Source organism: Roseateles sp. P5_E4 (assembly GCF_054049255.1).
Genome location: NZ_JBFUMS010000001.1, coordinates 383953 through 403263 on the forward strand (window position 1 = coordinate 383953; position 19311 = coordinate 403263).

Genomic DNA, 19311 nt, shown 5'->3' on the forward strand with positions numbered 1-19311 from the left:
CGACGGGCAAAGCCCGCAACGGGCGAGCAATGCCGTGGACTACAGCTGAACTGAGTTGCTAAATCAGGTCAGCGATTCAAGCCCGACAGCGTTCGGGTTTGGGCTGTGCGGCTGGACAACCTTCTTGCGGAAAGCAAGAAACACCGCGAGCGTCCCCAGACCGAAACACAGCAGCCATCCGCTGCTGGGCTCAGGGACTGGAACTGCTGACACCTTCCAGTCGTGAGCAGTATTTCCCAGCGCCGAAAACGCCGTCGTTGTCGATCCATTCGCCAAAGTAATGGACGTAATGCCGGCCCAATAGATTGAATTTCCGAAATTGGCGAACGAATCGACCGAGGAGTTTGATCCCGCCAGCGTATAAGCCGTCGTGTCGATGCCGGCGTCCAGGGCGAACGCCTGACCAAACGTAACGGGAATGCTCAGCTCCCAGAATCCGCGTAGATCCCCGGTGTAGTCGAGGCCATTGACGCGGGTGAATGTATATGTTGGATCGGTGCCCAGATGAGTCAATGCCGCCTGAACATTGAAGCTGAATACAGTGGCGCCACCCGCGCTGAAAACGAAGTCAGCCGCAGCCGTTCCAGCAAAGCTTCCCCCCAAACCAGCCGTGCCGCTGTTGAGAAGGCTGCCTGAGGCGGGATCGACGAAGAAACGAATATTGGCCCAGCCGGTGCCGGACAAGCCTGCGCCAGCCACTGTGACGGAGTCACTCCAGTGTGCGGCGGCATATGCCTTTCCCACCGACGCGAATCCATTGAAAATGTTGCCACGGCTCGCGCTGGCAATGGCTGAAGATTTGAGTACACCGTAGTCTGCGGTAGCGCCGCTCGAGCCGCCCGAGCCTGACCATACGCTGCTGATCTTTTCAGACACCGAGCCATTCACTGAAGAATGAGTGATGGGGCCGACGCCGCCATTGCTGCCATCTTCGGCCGTGTAGTTTGCAAAAACAGTGACCTTGACTTCCGAAGCACTTGCGGAAATCGCCGGCCCCATCGCAGCCAGGCAAATCACGGCATTGAAAATCCACGTGGCGCCCGGGCTTAACGTAGACCTTGTGCGGAACATCTGAAGTTGGGACATCGTTCTCACCCCTATTGATTTGAACCCGAATACATCCAACACCCACTGTGTCGGCTGTTCAAACTCGGGGCACTCACCGAGGTGAAGCTCAAAGTGAAATCGACCGAGCCAAGATGCGAGCGAACTGCACTGTAGGCTTCGTGATGTCGGGGCCTGCTGCGCTGATCCCCAGAACGCGGGGAACGTTTTCATTCGAATTGATGTCGAGAGGTGGCAGCGCATTGGACTGGTCGGCGCTGGCAGCAGCAGCGGCGATGGCCGCTCGCCGGCAATTGGTGTCGCTATGACCTCGTCATGACGCTGCGCAGCGGATTTGATGCAGGCCGCCTCTCGTGATCCGCAACTCGTCCGCCGGGATTCCAGCCTGATCGCCGGCCGGTGCAGCTCAGCCCTCGCAAACCGCGTTTCGTCACAAGCCCGCTGCGCGGCTTGCCGCCGGTTTCTAGACTGTAAAGGTCGTGAAATCAGAGAGTGATTGGGGGAGCCATGCGCAAGTCTTGGAAGATCGGTAGCGTCGTCGCAGCCGTGTTGTTGGTGGGCGGTGCCGGGGTGGCCGTCATGGCGAGCAAGGGGGATGGCCCCAACAAGCCGGGTGACGAGAAGGCCAAGGCCGTGCTGGAGTTCGTGCCCAGCGAAGTCGTCAAGCCGACGCTGACCGCCATGCCGGCCCAGATCGAATTCAGCGGCCCGCTGGTGGCGCCGGGCACGGCCATGGTTCGCGCCAAGTCCAACGGCACGCTGCTCAACCTCGCTGTCGGCGAAGGCAGCCGCGTGAAGGCGGGCCAGGCTCTCGGCCAGGTCGACCTGGAAGAACTTCGCTATCGCATCGCCGAGCGCGGCGCCAGCGTCGAAGCCATGCGGGCCCAGATGGAGCAGGCCGAGCGCAGCTTCAAGGCCAACGAAGGCCTGGCTGCCAAGAACTTCATTGCCCAGACCGCGCTGGACAACTCTCGCGCCGCCTACGAATCCGCCCGCGCCAACTGGAACGCCGCCAAGGCCCAGCTCGACACCAGCCAGGTGACGATGCGCCAGGCCGCGCTGGTCGCACCCATCAACGGCGTCGTCTCCAAGCGCCATGTGGTGCCCGGCGAGAAAGTGGCGGCCGAACAGCAGATCCTGACCATCGTCGACCTGTCCAAGCTCGAACTGGCCGGCCTGGTCGGCACGCATGAAGTCAGCCGCCTGAAGCCGGGCATGACGGTGCAGGTGAAGGTCGAGGGCGTGGAAGAGCCGGTCGAGGCCAAGATCGACCGCATCGCGCCGAGCGCCGAGCCGGGCACGCGTTCCATCGGCGTGACGCTGGTGCTGGCCAACCCCAAGGAGGCCTACCGTGCCGGCCAGTACGCCGTTGCCAAGGTGGTGCTGCAGGATGACACCCAGCGACTGACCGTGCCCATCGCCGCCATCAGCCGCAATGCCGGCCAGGAACAGATCTGGATGATCGAGAGCGGCGCCTTGGTGCGCCGGATCGTGACGACCGGCCGCAGCGACGCCCGCGAAGGCCGCGTGGAGGTGTTGAACGGCCTCAAGCCCGAAGCCCAGGTGCTGGCGGCGCGCTTCGACAACCTGCGCGAAGGTGACAAGGCGAACATCGTCGCCGCCAAGGCCAAGGTGGCCAGCTCGGCCGCGTCGGCCGCCACGGTTCAGTAAGGGGCGTGCCATGTGGATGACCCGCGTTTCCATCCAGAACCCGGTCTTTGCGACCATGGTGATGGTGGCCCTGTGCGTGCTGGGCCTGTTTTCCTACTCCAAGCTGGGCGTCGAGCAGATGCCCGACATTTCCTTCCCCGGCGCACAGGTGGACGTGCGCTACCCCGGCGCCTCGCCCGAGGCCGTCGAGCGCGAGATCGCCAAACCCCTGGAAGAGGCGCTGAACACGATTGCCGGCGTGGAACGCATCCAGTCGCGCAGCTTCGAGGGCCGTGTGCAGGCCAGCGTCGAGTTCTCGCTGAACGCCGACATGGGCCGCGCGATGCAGGACCTGCGCGACCGCGTCGCCGCCGCGCAGGCCCGATTCCCGCGTGACGCCAAGCCGCCGACGGTGCAGCGCTTCGAGAACGACAACTCGCAGCCCGTCGTCGTCATGGCGCTGCTGAGCCCCACACGCGGCTCGCGCGAGCTGTCCATGATGGCCGACCTGATCGTCTCCAAGCGCCTGGGTCGTGTGGAAGGCGTGGCCAAGGTGGACGTGGGCGGCCTGACCACCCGTGAGGTGCGTATCGACCTCGACCCGATGCGGCTGCGCGCCTACAGCGTGACGCCGGCCGAGATTGCCAAGGCGCTGGCTGAGGCCAACGCCGATCAGCCGGTGGGCCTGCTGTCCGACTCCACCTCCGACGCCATCCTGCGCGTGGAAGGTCGCGTGAAAGACCCCAAGGCTTTCGGCAACATGATCGTCGCCCGCCGCGGCAACCTGGCGCTGACGCTGAACGACCTCGGCACCCTGGTCGAGCGCGAGCGCGAGCAGGACAGCATCGCCCGCATCAACGGCCAGCCGGCCGTCAGCTTCAACATCTTCAAGCAGCAGGACGCCAACATCGTCAAGACCGGCGAGTCCGTGAAGGAAGCAATGGCCGAGCTGCGCAAGACGCTGCCCAAGGACGTCGAGCTGCGCCTCATCTACGCCGCTAGCGACTTCGTCAAGGGCTCGCTGACCGGCCTGCAGCACACGCTGATTGAAGGCGCGCTGCTGACGGTGGCCATCGTCTTCCTGTTCCTGCACAGCTGGCGCTCGACCATCATCACCGGCCTCACGCTGCCCATCGCCGTCATCTCCAGCTTCATCGCCGTGCAGGCCTTCGGCTTCACGCTGAACTTCATGACGATGATGGCCTTGAGCCTGTGCATCGGCCTGCTGATCGACGACGCCATCGTCGTGCGCGAGAACATCGTGCGCCATGTGGCCATGGGCAAGGACCACCGCCAGGCGTCGTTCGACGGCACCAACGAGATCGGCCTGGCCGTCATGGCCACCACCTTCGCCATCTGCGCGGTGTTTGTGCCCGTCGCCTTCATGGGCGGCATCATCGGCAAGTTCTTCTACCCCTTCGGCATCACCGTCGCGGTGGCGGTGCTGGTCAGCCTGTTCGTCAGTTTCACGCTCGACCCGATGCTGTCGTCGGTCTGGCCAGACCCGCCGGGCACGCGCATCAAGCACTGGCCTGTCATCGGTCATCTCATCCGCGCGACCGACTGGAGCATGGACCGCCTGCACGACCTCTATGCCAGGACGATCGACTGGGCCTTCTCCGGCCGTCGCTACCGCGTCTTCGTGCCGCCGATTCCCGCCTATGGCCATCCGTTCAGCGCGGACGGCAAGCGCGACAAGGCCGCGAAGCGCGTGTTCCGCTTCGCGACGCTGACGCCGCGTGGCCTCGTCATGTGGGGTGCCTTCGCCAGCTTCGTCGCCGCACTGGCCCTGGCGCCCATGGTCGGCAGCGAATTCGTGCCCGAGACAGACAACGGCTTCACGCAGGTCAACCTGCGCATGCCGGTGGCCAGCAGCATCGAGCGCGGCAGCGCCAAGGTCGCCCAGATCGAGGAGATCCTCAAGAACTACCCCGAGATCAAGACCGTCTCGACCGTGGTCGGCAGCACCGGCGAAGGCCTGTCCACCGGCCGCAACCAGGCGGCGCTGAATATCACGCTGACCGACCGCAGCGAACGCAAGCGCACGCAAAAGGAGATCGAGGACGCCATCCGCGCCGACATTGCCAAGATCCCCGGCATCGAGGTCAGTGTTGGCTTCAACCGCCCGATCTGGATCACCATCCTGGGCAGCGACCCCGAAGTGCTGACCCAGGCCGCCACCGACCTGGTCGAGAAGATCAAGAAGATCCCCGGCGCCGTCGACGTGGACACGACCGTCAAGCCCGGCCTGCCGGCCTTTGCCGTGCGCCTGAAGGATTCGGCCATCCGCGAACTGGGCCTGACCGCCCCGCAGATCGCCTCCAGCCTGCGTGCCTACGTCAACGGCGAGATCGCCACCTACTGGACGACGCCGGATGGCAACCAGGTCGAGGTGCTGCTGCGCCTGCCGCGCGAACAGCGCGAGCGCATCGAGCAGATGAGCAAGCTGCCGGTGGCCTTCTCCAAGGACGGCGCGCCCATCGCGCTGGACCAGGTCGCGACCATCGAGCCGGTGTTCAACCCCGAGGTGATCCGCCGCGAGAACCTGCAGCGCCGCGAGGCCGTGTTCGCCGGCGTCCAGGGCCGCCCGGGCGGCGACGTGAATGCCGATGTGCAGAAGCTGATCAAGGCCACCCAGCTGCCTCCGGGCACCAGCTTCAAGGTGGACGGCGCCGGCAAGCAGCAGGCCGAGGCCTTCAACGGCCTGCTGGCGGCAATGGCGCTGGCCGGCATCTTCATCTACATCGTGCTGGCCAGCCAGTTCGGCAGCTTCCTGCAGCCCATCGCCATCATGGCTTCACTGCCGCTCGCCCTCATCGGCGTGATGCTGGCCCTGCTGCTGTGGCGCTCGACGCTGAATGTGTTCTCGATGATCGGCCTCGTCATGCTGATGGGCCTGGTCACCAAGAACGCCATCCTGCTGGTGGACTTCGCCAACCATGCCCGCAAGGCGGGTGCGACCGTCGCCGAAGCGTTGCGCGAGGCCGGCCTGATCCGCATGCGCCCCATCATCATGACGACGGCGGCCATGATTTTCGGCATGCTGCCGATGGCCATCGCGCTGAACGACGGCGGCGAAATCCAGGCGCCCATGGGCCGCGCCATCATCGGCGGCGTCATCACCTCGACGCTGCTGACGCTGGTGGTGGTGCCGGTGCTCTACAGCTATCTGGTGCGGGAGAAGAAGCCCGCCAAGAAGACGGCAGAGCAGGGCGGCGCCTCGTCGATGCCGCTGCATGGCATGCCGGGCGCGATGCCGGCGGACAAGGAATAAGCAAGAGATCCCTCGAGCGCTTCTGCGCTTGGGCCGGTCACGTCAAGTGGTCGGCCCTTTTTGCTTCTGCGAATTACAATCGCGCCGATAGTAAGGAGTTGCCATGTCCGAATCCACCGTCACTGCCAAGGGCCAGACCACCATGCCCGCAGAAATCCGGGCGCTCGTGGATGCCAAGCCTGGTACGCGCCTGGTGTGGTCGGCCATGCCCGATGGCACCCTGATCGTGCGGGTCAAGAGCAAGTCCATCCTCGACATGGCCGGCATGCTCAAGGCCCCCAAGGGCAAGCGCATCGGCATCGATGAAATGAACCCCTGGCGCTGAGGCATGCCCGCGCTCGATACCAACGTCCTGGTGCGCTACCTCGTGCAGGACGACGCCGCGCAGGCTGCGGCGGTGCGCCAGCTGATGGCGCGGCTGACGGGTGAAGGCGCCACGCTCTTCGTGCCCGTCACCGTCGTGCTGGAGCTCGAATGGGTGCTGCGCAAGAGCTATGGCTTCGACAAGGACAGCGTGCTGCACGCCCTGTCATCGCTGTTCTCGGCGGCCGAGCTGAACATCGAATCGGAGCGTGCGCTGGAGGTGGCGCTGCAGCTGTACCGCCAAGGCCCGGCGGACTTCGCCGACTGCCTGCACATCGCGCTGGCCGCCCAGGCCGGCGAGCCGCCGCTGTGGACTTTCGACAAAGGCGCCGCCCGGGTGGATGGCGCGCAACTGCTGGCCAAGGGCTGACGCCGGCTCAGCCGGTCGTGGGCGCAGAGGCTATGCACTCGAGGGCGACGTGCCGTCAATCAGGCCGCGCAGACCTCTCGCACACAGCCCCGTAACCACCGATGCGCCGCATCCCCATCCATCCGAGGATGCCACAGCAGCGAGACGGTGAACGGCGCCATCGCCAGCGGTAGATCGACAGTCAGCAGGCCATCGCGCAGATGCCCGGTGTGCCGCTCGGGCACCGTTGCAATCAGATCCGTGCCGCGCGCCAGGGCCAATGCCTCCGAAAACCCCGCCACTGTGACGACGATGTCGCGGCCAAGGTTCAGCGCGGACAACGCTTCGTCGACAGGCCCTGCCGCCGTGCCGCGCCGGGAGATGGCGACATGCCGGCCCGCTGCGTAGCGTTTCGCCGTCAGCTTGCCGCTCGCCAGTCCATGGCCTTGGCGCGCGACGGCCACAAAGCGATCGCGAAACAGCGCCTGCGCGCGCAGCTCCGGCCCGCTGGACGCAGTGACGATGCCCGTCTCCAGGTCGACGCTGCCATCACGCAGCGGCGTGCTGTCACGGTCGGGCTTGGGGACGAAGCGCAGCCGCACGCTCGGCGCTTCCGAACTCACGCGCGCTAGCAGGGCTGCGCCGAAGTTCTCAACAAACCCTTCGCGCGTTCGCAGCGTGAACTCTCGCTCCAGTTTGTCCAGCCGCAACGCCGCCGCCGGCCTCAATGTGGCCTGCGCCTCCTGCAGCAGCGGTCCAATGCGCTCGCGCAATTCCAGCGCCCTAGGTGACGCCACCAGCCCACGCCCGGCGCGCACGAGCAGCGGGTCGCCGGTGGCCTCGCGCAGCCGCGCCAGCGACCGGCTCATCGCCGACGGGCTCAACCTCAGTCTTCGCGCGGCACCAGCGACGCTGCCCTCGGCAAGCAGGGCGTCCAGCGTCAGCAGCAGGTTCAGATCAGGGTCTGACATGGCGTCTCGTGCATTGATGAAGTGCAGATGATGCGTCTTCCGCCATGCCCAGCAAATGCCTAAGGTCGGCGCATGAACACCTCGACCGTCGCTCAACCCGCCGCAACGCCTGTCACCGGCGTGCTTGCCGGCCTGGCCCTTTGCACCCTGCTGCCTTCGCTGGCCGTCAGCAGCGCCAATGTCGCGCTGCCCACGCTGGCTAGTGCCTTCGGTGCCGGCTTCGCCGAGGCGCAATGGGTCGTGCTGGCCTATCTGCTGGCGATCACGACCCTCATCGTCAGTGCCGGCCGGCTGGGTGACCTGATCGGCCGACGCCGCCTGCTGCTGGCCGGCATCGCGCTGTTCACGGCCGCGTCGACGCTCTGCGCGCTGGCACCCACGCTGCCGCTGCTGATCGCCGCCCGGGCACTGCAAGGCGTGGGCGCTGCCGCCATGATGGCCTTGACGATGGCCATGGTGGGCGCGGCGCTGCCCAAGGCGCGCACGGGCAGCGCGATGGGGCTGCTGGGCACGATGTCGGCAGTCGGCACGGCTCTCGGTCCGTCGCTGGGTGGCGCGCTGATCGGTGCTTTGGGCTGGCAGGCCGTATTCGCCGTCAACCTGCCGCTGGGCTTGCTGGCCATTGCGCTGGCCTGGCGGTATTTGCCGGCTGACCGAGGACAGGGCGCTGCCGGCTTCGACCTGCCCGGCACTTGGTGGCTGGCGCTGACGCTGGCGGCCTATGCCCTTGCGATGACGTGGCATCTTGGCCTGCTGGCGGTCGCCGCGGTGGGCCTGCTGCTGTTCCTGCGCACCGAGGCGCGCGCTGCGGCGCCTCTCGTGCGGCTGGACCGGCTGCGCGACCCCGCCCTGAGCACAGCCCTGGCGATGAACGCCCTGGTGTCTGCCGTCATGATGGCCACCCTGGTCGTTGGCCCCTTCCACCTCAGCGGCGCGCTCGGCCTTGGCGCCGCCACGGTGGGTGTACTGATGTCCGTCGGCCCCCTCCTTTCGGCCGGCAGCGGCATTCCGGCCGGCCGGCTGGTGGACCGCTTCGGCACACGGCGAACGAGCCAACTGGGCCTCGCCGCCATGGCGGTCGGCTGCGCGCTCATCGCGCTGCTGCCGGCGTCGCTTGGCGCCATCGCCTACGTGGGCCCGCTCGCCATCGTCACGCCCGGCTATGCACTCTTCCAGGCTGCCAACAACACAGGGGTCATGGCCGAGGTGCCGGCCGAACAGCGCGGCGTCATCAGCGGCCTGCTGACGCTGTCGCGCAATCTCGGCCTCATCACCGGCGCCTCGGCGATGGGCGCCGTTTTCGCCGCCGGCGGGCTGCGCTTGAGCTTCGTCATCGCGACAGCTTTGGTTGCCGTCGCCCTCGGGCTTGCCAGACGCGCGAATTGACAAGCACAATCGCCCCCGCTCCGGGGTGCCCGGGCCTGGCGAAAGCCGAGCCCAGACGCTGAGATGGTCATCCTGGGCTTGTTAACACGACGGCAATGGGCCGCGAAGGCCATCTGCCAGGGGCCAATCAAGGCGTAGCGCGCCGCCCGCATTGATATGCGGGCAAGCGGTGCAACGCGGAGTGACCCCTGGCAGATGGCCTTCCCTTCGGGTTGTGGCCAGAAAGGCCGCGCGCGGCGTTGCAAATGCTCGCCGGGTGCCCAACCCGGCTCCGCTTTGCGCCTTGCTCGCGGCCTTTCTGGCCACAACGCGGCCCGTTGCCGTCGTGTTAACAAGCCCTGACCAAACCCGTGAACTTGAACCGGCTAATACCGGCGTAAGGAGAGCGCATGCCTCGCGGCGTGCAGGTGTGGCCTTCGGGCCGGACCTCACCCACAGGCGGCCTTGGAGCACCGAACCCACTGCTCCAGGAGACCGCCGCCATGAACGCCCCCGAAAAGAACCTCTCGCTCGATGAGCGCCTGTCGCTGACGCGCGAGCCCTTCCCGGCATCAAGCAAGGTCTACGTGACCGGCAGCCGGCCCGACGTGGCCGTGCCCATGCGAGAAATCGCGCTGACGAATGGCGAGCGGGTCGTCGTGCACGACACCTCCGGCCCCTACACCGACCCCAAGGCGCAGATTGACGTGCGCCGCGGCCTGCCGCCCATCCGCTCCAGCTGGGTCGGTGACCGCGCCGACACCGAGGCCTATACCGGCCGCACCCGCGTCGCGCTGGACGATGGCGGCAAGGAGGACAACGAGCGCATCGCCCAACTGCGCGCCGAAGCCGCCGCGCTGCAGCGCCAGCCGCGCCGCGCCCAGGCCGGCGCCAACGTCAGCCAGATGCACTACGCCCGCCGTGGCATCGTCACGCCGGAGATGGAGTTCGTCGCGCTGCGCGAGAACGGCAAGCGCGAGTGGATGCGCGAGTACCTGGGCGACGCCGAGCGCGAGCAGCGCCTGCGTGGCGACTCACTCGGTGCGGCCGTCCCCGAGATCATCACCCCCGAGTTCGTCCGCCAGGAGGTGGCCCGGGGCCGCGCCGTCATCCCGGCCAACATCAATCACACCGAGCTCGAGCCGACCATCATCGGCCGCAACTTCCTGGTCAAGGTCAACGCCAACATCGGCAACTCGGCCGTCACGTCCAGCATCGAGGAAGAGGTCGAGAAGCTGGTCTGGTCCATCCGCTGGGGTGCGGACACGGTGATGGACCTCTCCACCGGCCGCAACATCCACACGACACGCGACTGGATCGTCCGCAACTCGCCCGTGCCCATCGGCACCGTGCCCATCTACCAGGCGCTGGAGAAGGTGGGCGGCATCGCCGAGGATCTCTCCTGGGCCATCTTCCGCGACACGCTGATCGAGCAGGCCGAGCAGGGTATCGACTACTTCACCATCCATGCCGGCCTGCGCCTGCCGTTCATCCACCTGACGACCAAGCGCCGCACGGGCATCGTGTCGCGCGGCGGCTCCATCCTGGCCAAGTGGTGCATCACGCATCACCGCGAGAACTTCCTGTACACGCACTTCGAAGAGATCTGCGAAATCATGAAGGCCTACGACGTGACCTTCTCGCTGGGCGACGGCCTGCGCCCCGGCAGCGGCGCGGACGCCAACGACGAGGCGCAGTTCGCCGAGCTGAAGACGCTGGGCGAACTGACCAAGGTGGCCTGGAAGCACGACGTGCAGACCATGATCGAGGGCCCCGGCCACGTGCCCATGCACCTCATCCAGGCCAACATGACGGAGCAGCTCAAGCACTGCGACGAGGCGCCGTTCTACACGCTGGGCCCGCTGACCATCGACATTGCGCCCGGCTATGACCACATCGCCAGCGCCATCGGCGCGGCCATGATCGGCTGGATGGGCACGGCCATGCTCTGCTACGTGACACCCAAGGAGCACCTGGGCCTGCCCGACCGCGACGACGTGAAGCAGGGGCTGATCGCCTACAAGATCGCCGCCCATGCAGCCGACATCGCCAAGGGCCACCCCGGCGCCCGCGCGCGGGACGACGCGATGAGCAAGGCGCGCTTCGAGTTCCGCTGGAACGATCAGTTTGCACTCGGCCTGGACCCCGACACGGCGCGGGACTATCACGACGAGACACTGCCCAAGGACTCGTCCAAGGAGGCGCACTTCTGCTCGATGTGCGGGCCGAAGTTCTGCTCGATGAAGATCACGCGGGACGTGCGCGAATACGCGGCGGCCAAGGGGCTCGAAGCGGCGGACGTGGTGGCTGACGGCATGGCGCAGAAGTCAGCCGAGTTCCGCAAGGCCGGCGGCGAGCTCTACATCCCCATCAAGCCGCAGGCGTGACCCGCGTTGCAATTGCGGGCGCCGGCGTCATGGGCCGGCTGTTGGCCTGGCAGCTCGCGCGGGCCGGGCATCGCGTGACCGTGGCTGACCCTGCCTCGGGGCCGGCCGAGCCCGGCGCCGCGGCCTTCACCGCGGCCGGCATGCTGAGCCCGCTGGCGGAGCAGGAACATGCCGAACCCGAAGTGGCGGCGCTGGGCTGGCGATCGCTCGCGCTGTGGCCCGCAATCGCCGCGGCGCTGGGGCAACCCGGCCTGGTGAAGACCGAGGGCAGCCTGCTGCTGGCGCATGGCAGTGACCAGGGCGCAGCGCGGCGCGTGCTGGCCCGCCTGGCGGAAGGCCCCGAGCCGCTGGATCGCGTCGCGCTGCAGGCGCTGGAACCTGCGCTTGCGCCCGATCTGAAGGCCTGGCTGCTGCCCGGCGAAGGCCAGTTGCTGCCGCGCGAGTTGCTGGCCGCCCTGGCCGAGCAAGCCGCCGATGTCGACTGGCTCTGGGGCCGCCGCGCCGTCGCTGTCCGGCCCCACATGCTGGAACTCGACGATGGCCGTCGCCTGGATGCCGACCTCGTCATTGACACCCGCGGTCTCGGTGCCAGGCCCGACCTGCCGGACCTGCGCGGTGTTCGGGGCGAGATCCTGTGGCTGCACGCGCCGGGCGTCGTGCTCAACCGCCCCGTGCGGCTGCTGCATCCACGCCACCGCGTCTACCTCGTGCCGCGGCCGGGCGACGTCATCGTCGTTGGTGCGTCCGAGGTCGAGAGCGAGGACCGCTCGCCCGTGAGCCTTCGCAGCGCCGTTGAGCTGATGGCCGCTGCCCACAGCGTGCTGCCGGCGCTGGCCGAGGCGCGCATCGTGCACATGGAAACCAACCTCCGCCCGGCCTTTGCCGACCATCGGCCGCGCATCGACCACCAGCCCGGCCTGCTGCGCATCAACGGCCTGTTTCGCCATGGCTGGCTGCTGGCGCCGGCGCTGGCCGAGAAAGCGCTTCAACATGTCTGAGTTCACCCTGAACCGCGAGCCTCGCCCCTGGCGCGAAGGCCTGAGCGTCGCCGCGATGCTGGCCGAGCAGGACAGGGCGCCCGAAGCCGTCGCCACGGCGTTGAACGGCGCCTTCGTGCCCCGTTCGCTGCGTGAGGTGACGCTGATCCAGCCCGGCGACGAACTGACCCTCATTCAACCCATCACCGGAGGCTGAGCATGTCTTGGACCCTTTACGGCCGCCAGCTCACCAGCCGCTTCCTGCTCGGCACCGCCGGCTACCCCTCGCCCGAGATCCTTCGCCGGGCCGTGCTGGCCAGCGGCGCCCAGGTGTTGACCGTCGGCCTCAAGCGCACGCTCGCGGCGGCCGGCGACAACGGCTTTGTCGCCGCCATCCGCGCGACGCTCGCCGAGACCGGCGGCCACCTGTTGCCCAACACCGCCGGGTGCCGCACCGCGCAGGAGGCCGTCACGCTGGCGCACATGGCGCGCGAGCTCTACGACACGCCGTGGATCAAGCTGGAGGTCGTCGGCGACGAGTACACGCTGCAACCCGACCCCTGGGAGCTGGTCACGGCCGCCGAGCAGCTCGTGAAGGACGGTTTCGAGGTCTTCCCCTACTGCACCGACGACCTCGTCACCTGCCGCCGCCTGCTGGACGCCGGCTGCCAGGTGCTGATGCCCTGGGGCGCACCCATCGGGTCGGGCCAAGGCCTGCTCAACCCGTTTGCGCTGCGCACGCTCCGCGAGCGCCTGCCCGGCGTGCCGCTGATCGTGGACGCCGGCATCGGCGCGCCGTCGCATGCGGCCCAGGCGATGGAGCTGGGCTTGGACGGCGTGCTCTTGAACTCCGCCGTCGCGCAGGCCGGCGACCCCATCCGCATGGCCGCGGCGTTCGGCCAGGCCATCGAGGCCGGGCGAACCGGCTTCGAGGCCGGCGTCATGAGCAAGCAGGACATGGCTGTCGCGAGCACACCGGTGGGCGGCAGGCCCTTTCTGATTCCATGAGCAAGCCACCCATCATCTGGAGCATTGCCGGGCTGGACAGCGGTGGCGGTGCCGGCCTGTCGGCCGACCAGCGCGCCGCCGATGCGGCGGGTGTGCACCTTTGCCCCGTGGCGGCCGCGTTGACGGCGCAGAACAGCGTCGCCGTCGAGGCCGTCTTCCCCGTACCGCCTGAGCAGCTCGACGCCCAACTCGCCGCGCTGGCCGATGACCTGCCGCCTGCTGCGATCAAGACGGGTCTGCTCGGCGGAGTCGAGCAGCTGCGCGTTGTTGCACGCTGGGTTGACCGGCTGCGCGAGCGCGCTCCCGTCACTCTGGTTGTCGACCCAGTGCTGCGGGCCTCCACCGGCGCCACCTTTGCCGACGAAGCACTGCTGCGCGCTTATCGCGAGGAGCTGCTGCCGCGGGCCAGCGCCGTCACACCCAACCAACGCGAGACGGCGTGCCTGGTGGGCGAGGGCAGCGTGCCTGCGCAGGCGCGCGCGCTGCAGGCCCTGGGTGCACGCGCTGTCTGCATCACCGGTGGCGATGCCGGCGGCCCGCTCGCCCTGGATTGGCTGGCGGCCGAGCATGCAACCGGCTGGCTGGCCCTGCCGCGCCGCGCCGCTGGCAACAACCACGGTACTGGCTGCACCTTCGCGACCGCTCTGGCTGCGGCATCGGCCCGAGGTTTCGTCGCTGCCGATGCGGCCGTCATCGCCAAGATGCTGACGACCTCCGGCCTGCGTGCCGACCTTCAGTCGCCTGGCGCTGGCGCGGGGCCGGTGCGGCCTGAGTCGGGCTTCATCGGCGATGCCAGCCTGCTGCCCGCGCTGTTCGACGACGAGGCACCACCCGAGGCCTGGCCGGCAGCGCGCCGCGGGGCGCCGGCCCTTGAAGGGGTCTACGCCATCACCGACAGTGGCATCCATGCCGCCAGCCTTTTTGACGGTGGCCTGCAAGCCGTTCAATTGCGCGTCAAGCGAACCGTGGGCGAGGCTGACGCCGTCTGGACAGCCCGCTTGCGCGCCGAAATCAAGGCCGCGCGTCACCCGGGCGCCGTCCTCATCGTCAACGACCACTGGCGCGAGGCGCTGGCCTCGGGCGTCGACTTCATCCATCTTGGCCAGGAAGATCTGCTGGCGCTTTCCGCTGCCGATCGACGTGACCTTGCCGAGGCGCGGGCTCGTGGCCTTCGCCTGGGCCTGAGTTCGCACAGCCTGTGGGAGCTGGCCCGCACCGTGGCCTGGTCGCCCGACTACATCGCCTGCGGTCCCGTCTGGCCGACGCTGACCAAGGCCATGCCCTGGCGGCCGCAAGGGCTGCACAACCTGGCCTGGTGGGTGGCCATGGCGCCGGCGCCGGTGGTCGGCATTGGCGGCGTGCTGGAGCTGCAGCAACTGGCCGAGATCGCCGCCAGTGGCGCCAGCGCCGGCTGCGTCGTGCGCGGCCTTGCACCCGGGGCGACCCACCTGCCGCAGGCCTGGCAACGGGCGTGGCGCGATGGGCGTGGTGCGCTGCCCTTTCACGCGCCGCACTGGCCGCTTCCCGGCCTGCCCGTCAAGCTCGAATGAGGTGCTTGAGCCCGATTGCGGTGTCGGTGGGCTTTACAGCGCTTGTTACAAAGAATGTGCGCTTCATAGGAGAAACCAGCAATGGCCCGGAGCTTGCTTTGATTTGCTAAATCGCCTGGAGAACAAGATGAATTTCCGTACCGTCCTTGCCGGTGTTGCCCTCGCAGCGTCTGCTTTGGTTGCCCATGCCGCACCCGTCCTGATCATGCAGGGTGTTGGTGGCGTGGATCTGAACAACCTGCTCATCGGCCAAACCTTCCAGGTCGAAGTGATCGTCCAAGGCGGTTCGGCCGGCGAGGTGGATGCCGGTGGTTCCGGCGGCGGTGCGTTCACTGCCGATGGCTCGCCCGCGCTGAACCTGACAAACATCGTCATCGGAACCCTGGGTAATGGTGTGGAGTGGAATCTTGACCCGTCGCTGTTCATCATCGATTACACGGCCGTTGCCGCGGGTTCCGGTTTCATCGCCACCAATTCCCAGTGCCTGAATTCCAACCTTCAGAACTACGGCTGCGGCTTCACCAGCGGCCCGCTGAATTTCATCGTGCGTGACCCGAACCGCCTGCCCGAGCCCGCCAGCCTGGCCCTGACCGGTCTTGCATTGCTCGGCCTGGGCGCCATCCGCCGCCGCGCCCAATGAACGTCGCGGCCTCAGCGCCGCACTTCGCTTCCATCCAGGGCCCCACAGTGGGCCCTGATGCTTTCTGCGAGCCGCCGCAGGGCCGGCGTCAGGCGGTGCCGCCCGACCGCCATCCAGTGAAGCGGCGCGGGCTCGCCGAGCCATTCCGGCAGCAGCGCCACCAGCCGCCCGGCCGCCAGGTCGGCGGCCACGTCGAGGCGGCTCTTGTAGGCGATGCCCAGCCCGGCCACGGCCCATTCGCGCACCAGGCCGCCGTCGTCCACGGTGCGGTCCCCACTGACCTCGACCGCGCAAGCCTCTCCATCGGGTGACGTGAAGCGCCAGCGGCCGTGCAGGCTGTCGCCGAGCACCCAGCGCAGGCAGTTGTGGCCGCGCAGGTCAGCGGGCGTCGCCGGTTGCCCGTGGCGAGCGACATAGGCCGGGCTGGCGCACAGCACGCGACGGTTGTCCGGCGCCAAGGGCAGGGCGATGAGACTGGAGTCCGGCGGCTCGCCGTAGCGCACGGCGTAGTCGACGGGCTCCTGCACAAGATCGGCCACCCGGTCGCTGAGTCGCAACTCCAGTTGCAACGCCGAGCTGCCATCGCTGGCAATGAAATCCTCGATCCAGTGCCAAAGATGCTGGCGCCCGATGTCGCTGGGCAGGCTCACCCGCAGGCGGCCGCTGAGGGGCTGGTCCTCGGCCGTGATGCCCCGCAGCGCGGCTTGGCCACCCTCCCATGCCGCCAACAGCTGCCGTGCATGCGGCAGCCATTGCTCGCCCGCTTCGGTCAGGCGCAGCCGGCGCGTCGAGCGCTCGAACAGCCGCACGCCCAGCTCACGCTCTAGCCTTGCAATGGTGGCGCTGGCCTGCACGGGGCCGAGGTCCAGGCGTCGCGCGGCCGCCGAGAAGCTGCCAGCCTCTGCTGCGCAGACAAAGAGCTGCAGCGGTGAAAAGCGATCCATCTTCATTGTTGTGATGAAACTGATTCTCCGATCCTAGTCTTTCTGATTTGAATGCCGGCCGCCACCATGACGACCATCGTTGATTCGTCTCAGAAAGGACGCCCCATGAAAGCCGTCGGCTATCTGCAATCCCTGCCCATCGATCACCCCGAATCCCTGATCGATCTCGAACTGCCCGCGCCGGCGCCCGGCCCGCTGGACCTGCTGGTTCGCGTCGCGGCCGTGTCGGTCAACCCCGTCGACACCAAGGTGCGACGCAACCGCGCGCCCACGGCATCCCGGCCCGAGGTCCTCGGCTGGGACGCCGTGGGCACCGTGGAGGCGCTGGGCCAGGACGTCAGTGGCTTTGCCATCGGTGACCGCGTGTACTACGCCGGCGCCATCGATCGCCCCGGTTCCAATGCCGAGTTGCAGGTCGTCGACCACCGCATCGCGGCGCTGGCGCCAAAAAGCCTCACCGACGCCGAGGCCGCCGCCTTGCCGCTGACCGCCATCACGGCCTGGGAGCTGTTGTTCGACCGCCTCGGCGTGGCCGAGGGTGGCGGCACAGGCCAGAGCCTGCTGGTCACCGGCGCGGCCGGAGGCGTCGGTTCCATCCTCGTGCAACTGGCCCGCGAGCTGACCCAGTTGCGCGTCATCGGCACGGCCAGCCGGCCCGAAACGCAGGACTGGGTGAAGCAACTCGGCGCCCACATCGTCATCGACCACAGCCAGCCATTGCGGCCGCAACTGGTGGCCGCCGGCGTCGCAGAGGTCGAGTTCATCGCCAGCCTCACCCATACCGAGCAGCACTGGGACGCCCTCATCGATGCCGCCGCGCCCCAGGGCCGTCTGGGCCTCATCGACGACCTCTCGGGCCCCATCGATGTGATGACGCTCAAGCGCAAGGCCCTGTCCCTGCACTGGGAAATGATGTTCACGCGACCGATGTTCGGCACGGCGGACGTCGCGGAGCAGGGCCGCCTGCTGGCGCGCATCGCCGCCCTGGTCGACGCGGGTCGTGTGCGCACCACGGTCAGCGAGCAGCTGCGCCCGATCAATGCGGCGAACCTGCGGCGGGCGCATGAACTCGTTGAATCGGGCCGCATGCGCGGCAAGATCGTCCTTAGCGGCTTCTGAGCCGCGTCGGACAGCGGCGGGCCCGCGCTGCGCCCTTGTCCGACGCGCGAGTCGTGCCGGCCTGCCTAGGCTGTGGACATGACGATCTTCATTGGTACGTCGGACTGGGGCATTGCGGCCGAAGGCACGGCCGCCTTCCGCGCGGGTGACTCCGACCTGCAGCGCTATTCGGCCCTGATGGGCTGCGTGGAAATCAATTCGTCCTTTTACCGCAGCTATCGCGCCAGCACCTACGAGCGCTGGGCCGGCTGCGCGCCGGCCGACTTCCGTTTCGCCGTCAAATGCCCGAAGCAGATCTCGCATCGCTGCCGGCTTGAAGGCGTGAAGGAGCCGCTGGCGCGCTTCGTCGATGCCGCCACGGCCCTCGGGCCGAAATGGTGTGTGCTGCTTGTGCAACTGCCCACCACACTTGCGTATGACGATCTCGTCGCGGGCCGCTTCTTCGAGCAGGTGCATGCCCGCTTTGGCGGCACCATCGTCTGTGAACCCAGGCATCCGAGCTGGTTCACGCTGCCGGCCGAGCGCTTGATGCGGGACGTCGAGGTATCGCGCGCTGCGATCGACCCCGCGAAATGGCCGGGCGCTGACGAGCCGGGCGGCTGGACCCAAGTCCTGGCGATGGATCATGCTCCGCCGCTGTATTGCCGCTGGCATGGTTCGCCGCGGGAATACTGGTCGTCCTACGACGAGGCCTGGCTGCGCGATCGCGCGCTGGGGCTGCAGGCGCAGCCCCAGCACCAAGCCTGCTGGTGCATCTTCGGCAACACCGCCGGCGGTGCGGCGCTGCGCAATGCGCTGCGGTTGAAAGCCATGCTGCGCTCCGACCCGCGGGTTGAAGAGGGGTGGCTGCATGGCCAGGCATCATTTGAAGCGCGCGGCGTGGCGCGGGGTTGAGCGGCTGGCGTTGTGCTCATGCCCGAAGGCCGCATGGATTCCGTCGACTCCATCTATGTCGCCACCGCGGGGTGGTCCATCCCCGCCAAGGTGGCCGCGGACTTTCCCGCGGAGGGCTCCCAGCTGGAGCGCTATGCCGCCGTCGTGAATGGCGTCGAGATCAATTCCTCCTTCTACCGTCCCCACCGGCCGCAGACCTACGAGCGCTGGGCGGCCAGCACACCCGAGCATTTCCGCTTCGCCGTCAAATGCCCGAAGCAGATCACGCACGAGGCCAGGCTCGAGGGCGCGGATGAGTTGCTGGCTCGCTTTGCCGGCGAAGCTGGCGCGCTCGGCGACAAGTGGGCCGTGCTGCTGGTGCAATTGCCGCCGTCACTGCGTTTCGATGCCCGTTTGGCCGGTCGCTTCTTCAAGCAGGTGCATGCGGCGTTCTGTGGTGCCATCGTCTGCGAGCCCCGTCATCTGAGCTGGTTCACGGCCGAGGCCGAGCAGCTGCTGCGCGGCTGCGAGGTGGCGCGTGCCGGGGTCGACCCCGCCAAATGGCCCGGTTCCCACGAGCCCGGCGGCTGGCCAGGCCTGCACTACTTCCGCTGGCATGGCTCGCCGCGCATCTACTGGTCACCCTATGAAGAGGCCTGGTTGCAGGAGCGCGCCGAGTTGCTGCCGCGAGACGTGCCCTGCTGGTGCGTCTTCGACAACACAGCGTCCGGTGCGGCGCTGCAGGATGCACTGCGGCTTCAGGCCCTGCTGTGAAC

The 19311-nt window shown here is 67.8% G+C and carries 17 protein-coding genes; 14 read left to right on the forward strand and 3 right to left on the reverse strand.

What is annotated here, in order from left to right:
- Nucleotides 1–63: 63 nt before the first annotated feature.
- Nucleotides 64–1086: a PEP-CTERM sorting domain-containing protein gene (locus ACXJLH_RS01670; RefSeq protein ID WP_457323166.1), complete on the reverse strand. Its 1023-nt coding sequence runs from the start codon at nucleotides 1084–1086 to the stop codon at nucleotides 64–66.
- A gap of 486 nt (nucleotides 1087–1572) precedes the next feature.
- On the opposite strand from ACXJLH_RS01670, the gene ACXJLH_RS01675 reads away from it, so the two are divergent.
- The 4 genes from ACXJLH_RS01675 to ACXJLH_RS01690 all read left to right on the forward strand — a co-directional run bounded on the left by ACXJLH_RS01675 (nucleotide 1573) and on the right by ACXJLH_RS01690 (nucleotide 6722).
- On the forward strand, nucleotides 1573–2736 hold the full coding sequence (locus tag ACXJLH_RS01675) for an efflux RND transporter periplasmic adaptor subunit (RefSeq protein WP_056196968.1): 1164 nt from the start codon (nucleotides 1573–1575) through the stop codon (nucleotides 2734–2736).
- A 16-nt stretch (nucleotides 2737–2752) separates the two neighbouring features.
- Entirely contained in the window at nucleotides 2753–5989 is a 3237-nt protein-coding gene (locus tag ACXJLH_RS01680; RefSeq protein WP_457442248.1) for an efflux RND transporter permease subunit, read from the forward strand.
- Between the two features lie 103 nt (nucleotides 5990–6092).
- Nucleotides 6093–6314, forward strand: coding sequence for an AbrB/MazE/SpoVT family DNA-binding domain-containing protein (locus ACXJLH_RS01685; protein WP_056196972.1), 222 nt, complete (start codon nucleotides 6093–6095; stop codon nucleotides 6312–6314).
- Between the two features lie 3 nt (nucleotides 6315–6317).
- Nucleotides 6318–6722 (forward strand): PIN domain-containing protein, encoded by a 405-nt coding sequence (locus ACXJLH_RS01690; RefSeq protein WP_457442249.1) that lies wholly within the window; start codon nucleotides 6318–6320, stop codon nucleotides 6720–6722.
- A 59-nt stretch (nucleotides 6723–6781) separates the two neighbouring features.
- Here ACXJLH_RS01690 and ACXJLH_RS01695 read toward each other — a convergent pair whose 3' ends face one another.
- Nucleotides 6782–7672 carry a LysR family transcriptional regulator gene (locus ACXJLH_RS01695; RefSeq protein WP_457442423.1) on the reverse strand — a complete coding sequence of 297 codons (891 nt, stop codon included), beginning with the start codon at nucleotides 7670–7672 and terminating at the stop codon, nucleotides 6782–6784.
- A gap of 72 nt (nucleotides 7673–7744) precedes the next feature.
- Between ACXJLH_RS01695 and ACXJLH_RS01700 the strand changes: the two genes are divergently transcribed.
- The 7 genes from ACXJLH_RS01700 to ACXJLH_RS01730 all read left to right on the forward strand — a co-directional run bounded on the left by ACXJLH_RS01700 (nucleotide 7745) and on the right by ACXJLH_RS01730 (nucleotide 15599).
- Nucleotides 7745–9058, forward strand: coding sequence for an MFS transporter (locus ACXJLH_RS01700; RefSeq protein WP_457442250.1), 1314 nt, complete (start codon nucleotides 7745–7747; stop codon nucleotides 9056–9058).
- A 482-nt stretch (nucleotides 9059–9540) separates the two neighbouring features.
- Nucleotides 9541–11424 (forward strand): phosphomethylpyrimidine synthase ThiC, encoded by a 1884-nt coding sequence (gene thiC, locus ACXJLH_RS01705; RefSeq protein ID WP_457442251.1) that lies wholly within the window; start codon nucleotides 9541–9543, stop codon nucleotides 11422–11424.
- A complete protein-coding gene (locus tag ACXJLH_RS01710) occupies nucleotides 11421–12422 on the forward strand; it encodes an FAD-dependent oxidoreductase (RefSeq protein WP_457442252.1) in 1002 nt (333 codons plus the stop codon). Before thiC ends, ACXJLH_RS01710 begins: the two co-directional genes overlap by 4 nt.
- Nucleotides 12415–12618 carry a sulfur carrier protein ThiS gene (gene thiS, locus ACXJLH_RS01715; RefSeq protein ID WP_056196984.1) on the forward strand — a complete coding sequence of 68 codons (204 nt, stop codon included), beginning with the start codon at nucleotides 12415–12417 and terminating at the stop codon, nucleotides 12616–12618. The genes ACXJLH_RS01710 and thiS overlap by 8 nt, the downstream gene beginning before the upstream one ends.
- A 2-nt stretch (nucleotides 12619–12620) precedes the next feature.
- Nucleotides 12621–13409, forward strand: coding sequence for a thiazole synthase (locus ACXJLH_RS01720; protein ID WP_457442253.1), 789 nt, complete (start codon nucleotides 12621–12623; stop codon nucleotides 13407–13409).
- Nucleotides 13406–14959 carry a bifunctional hydroxymethylpyrimidine kinase/phosphomethylpyrimidine kinase gene (locus ACXJLH_RS01725; RefSeq protein ID WP_457442254.1) on the forward strand — a complete coding sequence of 518 codons (1554 nt, stop codon included), beginning with the start codon at nucleotides 13406–13408 and terminating at the stop codon, nucleotides 14957–14959. The genes ACXJLH_RS01720 and ACXJLH_RS01725 overlap by 4 nt, the downstream gene beginning before the upstream one ends.
- Nucleotides 14960–15086: 127 nt before the next feature.
- Complete coding sequence (locus ACXJLH_RS01730) at nucleotides 15087–15599, forward strand: PEP-CTERM sorting domain-containing protein (protein WP_457442255.1); 513 nt, start codon at nucleotides 15087–15089, stop codon at nucleotides 15597–15599.
- A gap of 11 nt (nucleotides 15600–15610) precedes the next feature.
- On the opposite strand, the gene ACXJLH_RS01735 is transcribed toward ACXJLH_RS01730, so the two are convergent.
- The gene (locus tag ACXJLH_RS01735; RefSeq protein ID WP_457442256.1) at nucleotides 15611–16543 is read right to left on the reverse strand and encodes a LysR family transcriptional regulator; all 933 of its coding nucleotides are present in this window, start codon (nucleotides 16541–16543) and stop codon (nucleotides 15611–15613) included.
- Nucleotides 16544–16648: 105 nt separating this feature from the next.
- Between ACXJLH_RS01735 and ACXJLH_RS01740 the strand changes: the two genes are divergently transcribed.
- The 3 genes from ACXJLH_RS01740 to ACXJLH_RS01750 all read left to right on the forward strand — a co-directional run bounded on the left by ACXJLH_RS01740 (nucleotide 16649) and on the right by ACXJLH_RS01750 (nucleotide 19309).
- Nucleotides 16649–17662 (forward strand): zinc-binding alcohol dehydrogenase family protein, encoded by a 1014-nt coding sequence (locus tag ACXJLH_RS01740; RefSeq protein WP_457442258.1) that lies wholly within the window; start codon nucleotides 16649–16651, stop codon nucleotides 17660–17662.
- 78 nt (nucleotides 17663–17740) lie between these two features.
- Complete coding sequence (locus tag ACXJLH_RS01745; protein ID WP_457442259.1) at nucleotides 17741–18556, forward strand: DUF72 domain-containing protein; 816 nt, start codon at nucleotides 17741–17743, stop codon at nucleotides 18554–18556.
- 33 nt (nucleotides 18557–18589) lie between these two features.
- The gene (locus tag ACXJLH_RS01750) at nucleotides 18590–19309 is read left to right on the forward strand and encodes a DUF72 domain-containing protein (protein ID WP_457442260.1); all 720 of its coding nucleotides are present in this window, start codon (nucleotides 18590–18592) and stop codon (nucleotides 19307–19309) included.
- The last annotated feature ends 2 nt before the right edge of the window (nucleotides 19310–19311 follow it).

What these genes read in the sequence shown, in the direction of transcription:
- ACXJLH_RS01740 (WP_457442258.1), top strand. Translation starts at nt 16,649, where the DNA reads ATGAAAGCCGTCGGCTATCTGCAATCCCTGCCCATCGATCACCCCGAA.
- ACXJLH_RS01720 (WP_457442253.1), top strand. Translation starts at nt 12,621, where the DNA reads ATGTCTTGGACCCTTTACGGCCGCCAGCTCACCAGCCGCTTCCTGCTC.
- ACXJLH_RS01685 (WP_056196972.1), top strand. Translation starts at nt 6,093, where the DNA reads ATGTCCGAATCCACCGTCACTGCCAAGGGCCAGACCACCATGCCCGCA.
- ACXJLH_RS01730 (WP_457442255.1), top strand. Translation starts at nt 15,087, where the DNA reads ATGAATTTCCGTACCGTCCTTGCCGGTGTTGCCCTCGCAGCGTCTGCT.
- ACXJLH_RS01725 (WP_457442254.1), top strand. Translation starts at nt 13,406, where the DNA reads ATGAGCAAGCCACCCATCATCTGGAGCATTGCCGGGCTGGACAGCGGT.
- ACXJLH_RS01675 (WP_056196968.1), top strand. Translation starts at nt 1,573, where the DNA reads ATGCGCAAGTCTTGGAAGATCGGTAGCGTCGTCGCAGCCGTGTTGTTG.
- ACXJLH_RS01735 (WP_457442256.1), bottom strand. Translation starts at nt 16,543, where the DNA reads ATGGATCGCTTTTCACCGCTGCAGCTCTTTGTCTGCGCAGCAGAGGCT.
- thiS (WP_056196984.1), top strand. Translation starts at nt 12,415, where the DNA reads ATGTCTGAGTTCACCCTGAACCGCGAGCCTCGCCCCTGGCGCGAAGGC.
- ACXJLH_RS01680 (WP_457442248.1), top strand. Translation starts at nt 2,753, where the DNA reads ATGACCCGCGTTTCCATCCAGAACCCGGTCTTTGCGACCATGGTGATG.
- ACXJLH_RS01670 (WP_457323166.1), bottom strand. Translation starts at nt 1,086, where the DNA reads ATGTCCCAACTTCAGATGTTCCGCACAAGGTCTACGTTAAGCCCGGGC.
- ACXJLH_RS01745 (WP_457442259.1), top strand. Translation starts at nt 17,741, where the DNA reads ATGACGATCTTCATTGGTACGTCGGACTGGGGCATTGCGGCCGAAGGC.
- thiC (WP_457442251.1), top strand. Translation starts at nt 9,541, where the DNA reads ATGAACGCCCCCGAAAAGAACCTCTCGCTCGATGAGCGCCTGTCGCTG.
- ACXJLH_RS01690 (WP_457442249.1), top strand. Translation starts at nt 6,318, where the DNA reads ATGCCCGCGCTCGATACCAACGTCCTGGTGCGCTACCTCGTGCAGGAC.
- ACXJLH_RS01700 (WP_457442250.1), top strand. Translation starts at nt 7,745, where the DNA reads ATGAACACCTCGACCGTCGCTCAACCCGCCGCAACGCCTGTCACCGGC.
- ACXJLH_RS01695 (WP_457442423.1), bottom strand. Translation starts at nt 7,672, where the DNA reads ATGTCAGACCCTGATCTGAACCTGCTGCTGACGCTGGACGCCCTGCTT.
- ACXJLH_RS01750 (WP_457442260.1), top strand. Translation starts at nt 18,590, where the DNA reads ATGGATTCCGTCGACTCCATCTATGTCGCCACCGCGGGGTGGTCCATC.